This window comes from Mycobacterium sp. TH-M11, assembly GCF_057473725.1.
Genome location: NZ_JBYCLD010000368.1, coordinates 1 through 8,174, shown reverse-complemented (window position 1 = coordinate 8,174; position 8,174 = coordinate 1). Strand labels below are relative to the sequence as shown.

Below are 8,174 nucleotides of genomic sequence, written 5' to 3'. Positions count from 1 at the left end.
TGTGTCACCGCAGTGTTCGCGGCGCATGCCCTTGTCTTTTCGTCGTGGGTGGCCCACATTCCGCACGTGAAGAGCGAATTGAGACTCTCCGATGGCGCGCTCGGCAACGCGCTGTTGGGTGCGCCACTGGGTGCGCTGGTCGCGACGGCGCTGTGTATCCGGCTGTTGCCGCGCTGGGGAAGCCACGTTCTGGTCCCGGTCAGCCTCGTCGGCTACGCCGCGTCCGGCCCCCTTCTGGGCCTGGCCAAATCGCAACTGGGACTATTTCTTGCACTCACCAGCGTCGGGTTCTTCCTGGGCGGGCTGGATGTCGCGATGAACGTACAGGCCGCCGCGGTCGAACGCGTCGCCGCGCGACCGATCATGTCTCGCTTCCATGGGATGCGTAGCCTCGCTGTGCTGCTGGGGTCGCTGGTTGGCGCAGTGTGCGTGAGCGCGGGTGTGGGCTTGACGGCCCAGCTGACGGTCATCGGGCTCGCTATCATTGTCGTCCTCGGGCCGATCGCCGGCGGCCTGGTCCGCGAGCAGGCCCCCGCCGCCCGCCAGAAAGCCGAAGGACCGCAACGATTCTGGCGGAATCCGACCATCGTGATTCTGTCAGCCGTCGCGTTCACGTCGTTCCTGTGCGAAGGATCTGCATCCGATTGGTCAGGCGACTACCTCAATCGCGTCGTCGGCGCCGGGCCCACCGTGGCCGCACTCAGCTACGTGCCCTTCACCGCAGTCATGGCCGTCACACGGTTGGGTGCCCCCCGGCTGTACGAGCGTGTCTCCATCCGTTGGCTACTGCCATCGCTGGCGCTGTTCGCCGCGGTCGGTCTGTGCGTCACCCTGGTCACCGCCAATCTCGTGCTGACGCTGTTGGGATTCGCCGCTCTCGGAGCGGGCGTGGCGTTGTTGGTGCCCGCCGCGATGACCGCCGCTTACTCGCCGATCGACGCGGGAACCGCGATCGCTGTCGTGGCCGCCATCGGTTGGGTGGGCTATCTGATCGGCCCACCGTTGATCGGGCAAGTGGCCCAATGGGCGGGATTGTCCGCAGCGCTGGCAACCGTCCCGATCATGATGACTCTCGTCGCGATCGTCATCCGCTTCACCAACGCGTTCGACGCGGCCAACGCATTTCCGAACCCCACCGCCCCGCACTCATAGTCGCCGTAACGGTGATTCAGCAGTCTCGACTGTCGAGACAGCCGGCGGCGCGGTCTGACTCACGCCAGGAACCACGTCACGCATCAACTGAGGCGAGATCAACACGCCGCGGTGGCCGCCATGGCCGAAGTCGGCATCAACCCCGTCGCATGATCAACGCACGAGAGCTGTCGCTACGCGCCTGAGCTATGGTCCGTCGGCATGGGCGGGGTAGGCGTGGATCATCGCGGAGGCGAGTTTCGGTAGCGCGTGCGTCAGGTCATGCTCGCTGTCATGCGCAATGCGATGTGCCGCAGCCAGACTCAGCATCGGGTCGACGTCGAGTTCGGCGTCGGCGTGCAACCGGTGTCCGATCCAGCGCAGCCGCACGCTGTGCACCGACCGCACCCCTTCTCGGCCGGCCAGCACAGCCTCGGCGGTGTCGACCAATTGCGGATCGACACCATCGATTAGTCGGCGGAACACGTCACGCACCGCGGTGCGTAGCACCGCCAGGATGGCCACGGTGATGGTCAGGCCGACGATCGGGTCCGCGAGCGGGAAGCCCAGCGCGACACCGCCGGCGCCGACGAGCACGGCCAGTGACGTGAAACCGTCGGTGCGGGCGTGTAACCCGTCAGCGACCAAAGCTGCTGAGCCGATGCGCGTTCCGATCCGGATGCGGTAGAGCGCCACCCACTCGTTACCGACGAATCCGGCCAGACCGGCAAGCGCGACCCAGCCGAGGTTGGCGATCGGCTGGGGATGGATGAGTCGTTCGATGGCTTCGTAGCCGGCGACGATCGCCGACGTGGCGATCATCGCGACCACGAACAGGCCGGCGAGGTCTTCGACGCGGCCGAATCCGTAGGTATAGCGGCGGGTAGCGGCTTTTGTGCTGAGCGCGAACGCAATCCAGAGCGGTACGGCGGTCAGAGCATCGGAGAAATTATGGATAGTGTCGGCGGCCAGGGCGATCGACCCGGAGACCATCACGATCGCGATCTGTGCGATCGCGGTCACGCCGAGCACCAGCAGGCTGATCTTGACCGCACGGATACCCGCGGCACTGGATTCCAGCGCGCTGTCCACGCTGTCCGCCGAGTCGTGCGAGTGTGGCGCGAAAAGCTCCTTCATCACTCCACGTAGCCCGTGTGGGTGGTCGTGCGAGTGGGGGTGGGTATGGCCGTGATGTTCGGTATGGGTCATTACTGGATTACCTTGCGCTGGTTACGGTCTCGGGACATTGAGCGCACCGTTTTGTCGCTGCTGTGGTGGGCGGGCACCCCGGGGCCGGCATGTTCGGCATTGAACACCGCGTCGAAGACGAGCTGGCTGACGTGTTCGTTTTCCAGGCTGTAGAAGATCGTGGTGCCGTCGCGGCGGGTGCGCACCAGCCGGGCCATTCGCAGCTTGGCCAGATGCTGCGACACCGACGGCGAGGGCTTGTTCACCTGCTCGGCCAGTTCGCTGACCGACAGTTCGCCGCCCGTCAACGCCCATAACAGTCTGACGCGGGTGGGGTCGGCCAGCATGCGGAAAACCTCGACGATCAGATTGACTTGGTCGTCCGGTATCAACGCAGGAACATCCTTACATGCGTTCATACGCAGATACTAACGCATGCCGCCGGCCGACAGCGACCTGCTGGTCGGTGACACCGCGCTCTACCCCAGAGCGCCACCCGTCTCGCCGGTCGCTTCGAAAACGACGCGGCGGCCGATCGCGACGGCGTGGTCGGCGAAGCGTTCGTAGAACCGGCCGAGCAGAGTGATGTCCACGGCCGCTGCGACGCCGTGTTTCCATTCGCTGTCCATCAAGACGTTGAACAGTTGCTGGTGCAACTGGTCCATCGCGTCGTCTTCGCGGCTGATCTCTGCGCCTCGCAGCGGGTTCTTGGAAACAACGACATCTTTGGCGTTGTTTCCAAGCTGGACCGCGACGCGGCCCATCTCCGCGAAATGACCCCGTACCTCGTCGGGCAACACATGGTCGGGGTGGCGCCGTCGGGCGATCTTCGCCACGTGCAGGGCCAGCCCGCCCATCCGTTCGGCGTCGGCGACGTTCTGCAGCGAACCGACGACAAGCCTTAGGTCGCCGGCAACCGGTGACTGCAGCGCGAGCAGCGCAAAGGCCACGGCCTCGGCCTGCGTCCGCATCTCGGCAATATGGCCGTGGTTGGTGATCACTTGCTCGGCCGTCGCCAAATCCGCGTCCAGCAGCGCGTGGGTCGCGCGGTCCATCGCCAAGCCGGCGAGACCGCACATGCCGCTGAGTGTGTCAGTCAGCGTCGCGAGCTCTTCCTGGAACGCCGTGCGCATCGCCCTATCCTCACGTCGACGGGACCAAACGCATATGCGTCGACGAAACTCGTCGTGAACTCTACCTTTCCGGATCCGCCCGGTCGTTGCCTTTGAGCGCCCAACGCGCCGGTGTTGACCGCAAGCCAAATTCCCGCAGCGGTGATGATGCCGCCCTCCGGTGCTCGGCCACGCGTCGCGGCATTCAGGAACTTGACCGAGCGGCTCGGGTTCGACGCTCGTTAACCCGACATGTCGGCCGCGGACGCGGCTTTGATCGCCAGCGCGGTGCGTCGCCGCAGGAATTGGGCGAAGTAATCCACCTTGTCGGGCTGCGCGACTGCGTAAAGCATTGTCGACAAGGCTTTTTCGTAGTCGCCGAGGAGCGCCACCGGATCGTCCAAGTGGCTGGCCTGACGCAGGCCGATGTAGAGGGCCACGAGTAGGCGACCGATGTCTTCGGGGTCGCCCCGGTCGATCATGTCGCCTTCGCGAATGCCGCGGGCGGCGATGTCGCCGAGCACTTCGATCCAGCCGGATAGCAGTCGCTCTTGTAGCTTTTCGGTCCGACCCACGGATTCGAGCAGATTGAAAGCCGCACGCGCGACATTGTCGGTGATATCGGCCATCGCGATCAGGTACGAGACGTCGATCAGCGTTTCCAGTCCAGACAGCTTGCGGGTGAGCAGTTCCCGCACCGCGGCACCGGATTTAGCGGTCTGCTCATCCACGATCGCGAGTGCCAAGGCCTGCTTGGACCGGAAATGGAAATACATCGCGCCCTTGGTCAACTGCGCCTCGGACAGGATAGCGTCCAGGCCGACAGCGTAATACGGGCGCTGCGCAAACTGGTGCGCGGCGGCCCGCAGAATCTTCTCGCGCGTGTTATCAGAGCTCTTGTCGTTGATTTCGTTCATTTTTTGTCAGATCTTTTTCGGGCCGTGCCGGTGGGCGACGTGGGTGACCAGGTTGGGGGACAACGACGCTGGTGCTGGCGGCGCGCAGCCGCGGAAGTCGGTTTCGACGTCAAGATGCAACGGTGCAGCCAAGCATATACGGCCGGCGGGCACCCAGCCGAGCCGACCGGCCGCTCGAGTTCACTCGCCTGAAGAGAAACCGCCCCATGCCTTACCGCGGTCTTCGCCGGCAAACGGTTCACAAAACCGGTCAGCGACGATATCGGAGGCCTCAGGGTTGGGCGCGTCCTGAACGGCTCAATCGCCACTCGGGCGGGAAGTTCAGGTCGTTGTCCTTCACCACGTTGTTGAGGCCTTTCTCAAACGTCCCGCCGGTGATGTCGACGTCGTCGGCGTCGTTCTTGATCAACGGCAGCATGCCTTCGACCATGCCGGTCAGCAGGCTGCCGAAGTACTCGCCCTTGTGCTGCTTGTACAACTCGAGGAAAGTCTTTTGCACCGCAACTGTATCTGTCGGGCGGGACCGCGAGCACGCCAGCGCGTACTTCTCGGTCTCGGCTTCGAGATTGTCGCGGGGCACGACGCTGTTGACGAAGCCGCAGTCGTACATCTCTTTAGCGCTGAACGGCCTTCCGGTGAAGAGCATTTCGGAAAATTTGCGCAGACCCATCGTCTCGGCCCACCACCACAGCCGTGGTCCCCAGCCGACATATCGAAAAGCGGGATGCCCGAACAACGCGTCGTCGCTAGCGATCACCAGGTCGGCGTCGCCGGCCTGGTAGAAGTGCCAGCCATAGCAGTATCCCTTGGCTTCGACGATGCTGATCTTGCGAAGCTCCTGCAGCGGCCGGTTCCCGGCCCTCGCTTTGGCGTAGAAGTCGGTGACGGTGGACAGGTAGCGGTAGGAGCCGCCGGGCGGGTACTTGACGTCGTCGTCGTTGATCGCCAGCTCGTGATGCAATGGCAGGCCGGGGTTTTCCAGCATTGGGCGCTGCTCAGGCAGGTCGCCACCGCTGCCGAAATCGTCACCCTCACCGCGGATCACGACGACCTTCACCTCATCATCGACGTTGCACTTGTGAATCAGGTCGGCATAGTTCTGCCGCATACCCAGGCTGGTGGCGTTCTGGGCGTCGGGGCGGTCGAAGGTGATGTAGGCGATGCGGTTCTTCTTGTCCTTCTCGAACCTGATGAACTGCTCGGCTTCCTTTTTCAGCTTTTCGTAGTCGAACTCGACCATGGGTTGCCTCCAATGTTGGGTTTTGATCATCCGAGCACGCCGTCAGCGTTGGCCGCTTGCGGCAACCGGACTGCGTGACTGCGGCCGGCCCCGCCCCCGCTGGTGGAAATGTCCTGCCTTCGACGTGCCCGCTCATGATGTCTCGGCCTCCACCCCCGCACCGTCGAGGTCGGGCCGAGTCGGGCGCCGGACAGATCGATGACGATGCCGCGCGCTGAGCGGCGGTGGCGTGGTCGACCCATGCCTTGTCGACGTCGGCGAACCGTCTCACCGAGTAGTCATGCTCGGCGTCGTGGTAATGCGGAGCCTCCTCACGCACCCGCGCGCAGGTGGGGAGGGGGTTGGCGTTGACGTCGCAGAGGTCGTAGCGCACGTCCGCGGCGTGCGTCTCGGGGCTGATCGTCACGAAACCTTGCCTTTCGCCACAACTTCGACGATCCGGATGGACTGCATGCCGAGTCGATGCCGTCAGTGTGTCAGTGTGTCCGGCCGGATGGGTGATTTGTACTTTTCGCTTAACAGAACCGCAGGTTCGCGCTTACTCTTTGCCGTAGCGAATGCTGAGGGCGGGATTCAGCGTCCTGCTTTGCGGGCGACTGGAGTCCGCCGTGCCGTCAGGTCGAGTTCGGCCATGCGCTCGGCGACCGCGCAGAGCTGGCGGCGGCGTTGATCGGGATTGGGCCTGCGTCTTCAAGGTATCTCGGCAGTGTGGTGGCCGCTGACCGGCGCTTTCGATGTCAAGCGGCTGTCGGTGATCTCATGTAGCCGGCCTGGTCCATCGGTGTGGCGCCAACCGCTATCCGGGCTTGCCGGCCGTGACGAACTGTAAGTTGCGCTGGATCTGCTGTTCGATATCGACGAGGCCGGATTCGGTGAAAAGGCCGACGAACTCGTCCCGGTCGAACAGGCGCAGACCGATGGCCCCGGCGGTCGCATTCGACACGTACCGCAGGGCTGGTAGGCGACTGACGTAGCTGGTCAGAATCGCAACGCGCCCGCCGGGCCGCACCACCCGCACCATTTCGCGGGCCACGGTGAACGGCTCGGGCATCAGGTAGAGCGCACCAAAGCAGCACACGGCGTCGAAGGTTTCGTCGTCGAACGGTAGCGTTCCGGCGTCGGCGCGGACATAACAGGTGCGCGGTCCGCTGTTGTCCTGCACGGCGCGGGCCAACATCGGCACCGAGATGTCAAGCCCGACCGCTAGTCCGTGCTCCGGAAGGTCTTCGGCCAGCTTTCCGGTGAAATTACCAGGGCCGCAAGCGATATCAAGCAGCCGTGCTGCGCGTGACAGGTTCAGCGCTTCGGCGGCGCGGCGTTGCTCGGCGCCGGTGGTGACACCACTGGCGACGTAAAACGCGAACGGCCGCCACAGTCGCTCGTAGACCGTGGCCACCAGCGGACTGTTCATCGCGTGCTGCGCCAGCGTGGGTGTTTCGCTGGCCACCGATTCGCCGAGCACGTCCAGGAAGCCGTGTCGCAAGCGCGCGTCGCGGTTGAGCAAATCACGGGTTGTGTGCAGCGGATCATCGGTGCGGGTCACGGGAGTGAGTCTGCCGGGGCGCGCGTCCTTGCTGCAACACGATGAATGCCCTTAGCCTGGGCTGCATCTTCAACGGCGACGGGGGCGGCATGGTGAGCGAGTTGACCCCGCTGCGCGCCGCAGAACTCGCCACCCTGGAGATCTTCACGGGTTGCCCCGCCGAGGACTTGATGCCGTTGGCGGCCAGCCTGCAACCGCTGCAGGCGGCGCCCGCCCAGATTTTGATGCGCCAGGGCGAGCAGGCGGTGTCTTTCCTGCTCATCGCGTCGGGCACGGTGGAGATCAGGCATGTTGCCGGCGACGACGTCGTCACCGTCGAGCACGTCTGCGGCGGCACCATCGTCGGCGAGATCGCGCTGCTGCGGCATCTACCACGAACCGCGACCGTGACCACCACCGAAGCCCTGATCGGCTGGATCGGCGACAGCGACGCGTTCGCGCGCCTGGTGCACATCCCGGGCATCATGACCCGTCTGGTACGCATGGTGCGCCAGCGACTGGCGGCTTTTCTCACTCCGATCCCAGTCCTTACCCGTGACGGCTCGGAGTTGCTGCTGCGTCCGGTGTTGCCCGGCGACAGCCAGCGAACACTGCAGGGGCATGTCCGGTTCTCCAGCGACACGCTGTATCGACGCTTCATGTCGGCGCGAGTGCCCAGTCCGGCGTTGATGGATTACCTGGCCGAGGTCGATTACGTCGACCACTTCGTATGGGTGATGACGGATCGAGACGGAAACCCGGTCGCCGACGCGCGTTTCGTCCGCGACAACCACGACCCCGCCGTCGCCGAGATCGCCTTCACCGTCGCCGACGCCTACCAGGGCCGCGGCATCGGGTCGTTTCTGATCGCCGCCCTGTCGGTGGCCGCGGGGGTGGCCGGGGTGGAAAAATTCTCCGGCCGCATGCTGGCCGACAACGTGGCGATGCGCGCGATCATGGACCACTACGGCGCCTTCTGGGAGCGTGACGACGTCGGCGTGGTGACGACCGTCATCGATGTACCCGACAGCCGTGATCTCTCCTTGCCTAGCGACATGATCGCC

General features: G+C 64.6%; 8 protein-coding genes. 2 read left to right on the top strand and 6 right to left on the bottom strand.

The annotated features are described in order from the left end of the window. On the top strand, positions 1-1,152 hold a 1,152-nt coding region (locus AC2VOG_RS14775), incomplete at its 5' end, for an MFS transporter (protein WP_486940633.1). A gap of 186 nt (positions 1,153-1,338) precedes the next feature. Here AC2VOG_RS14775 and AC2VOG_RS14770 read toward each other — a convergent pair. From AC2VOG_RS14770 to AC2VOG_RS14745, 6 genes are all read right to left on the bottom strand, one after another. After that, positions 1,339-2,340, bottom strand: coding sequence for a cation diffusion facilitator family transporter (locus tag AC2VOG_RS14770; RefSeq protein ID WP_486940632.1), 1,002 nt, complete (start codon positions 2,338-2,340; stop codon positions 1,339-1,341). After that, entirely contained in the window at positions 2,340-2,738 is a 399-nt protein-coding gene (locus tag AC2VOG_RS14765; protein ID WP_486940631.1) for an ArsR/SmtB family transcription factor, read from the bottom strand. The genes AC2VOG_RS14770 and AC2VOG_RS14765 overlap by 1 nt, the downstream gene beginning before the upstream one ends. 60 nt (positions 2,739-2,798) lie before the next feature. Next, positions 2,799-3,452 carry a phosphate signaling complex protein PhoU gene (phoU, locus tag AC2VOG_RS14760; protein WP_486940630.1) on the bottom strand — a complete coding sequence of 218 codons (654 nt, stop codon included), beginning with the start codon at positions 3,450-3,452 and terminating at the stop codon, positions 2,799-2,801. 221 nt (positions 3,453-3,673) lie between these two features. After that, on the bottom strand, positions 3,674-4,348 hold the full coding sequence (locus AC2VOG_RS14755) for a TetR family transcriptional regulator (protein WP_486940629.1): 675 nt from the start codon (positions 4,346-4,348) through the stop codon (positions 3,674-3,676). Between the two features lie 271 nt (positions 4,349-4,619). Beyond that, positions 4,620-5,588 carry an enoyl-CoA hydratase/isomerase family protein gene (locus AC2VOG_RS14750; RefSeq protein ID WP_486940628.1) on the bottom strand — a complete coding sequence of 323 codons (969 nt, stop codon included), beginning with the start codon at positions 5,586-5,588 and terminating at the stop codon, positions 4,620-4,622. Between the two features lie 796 nt (positions 5,589-6,384). Beyond that, positions 6,385-7,131, bottom strand: coding sequence for a class I SAM-dependent methyltransferase (locus AC2VOG_RS14745; protein ID WP_486940627.1), 747 nt, complete (start codon positions 7,129-7,131; stop codon positions 6,385-6,387). An 89-nt stretch (positions 7,132-7,220) separates the two neighbouring features. Here AC2VOG_RS14745 and AC2VOG_RS14740 point away from each other — a divergent pair. Beyond that, positions 7,221-8,174 (top strand): GNAT family N-acetyltransferase (locus AC2VOG_RS14740; protein WP_486940634.1); only part of this gene is annotated, 954 nt, incomplete at its 3' end.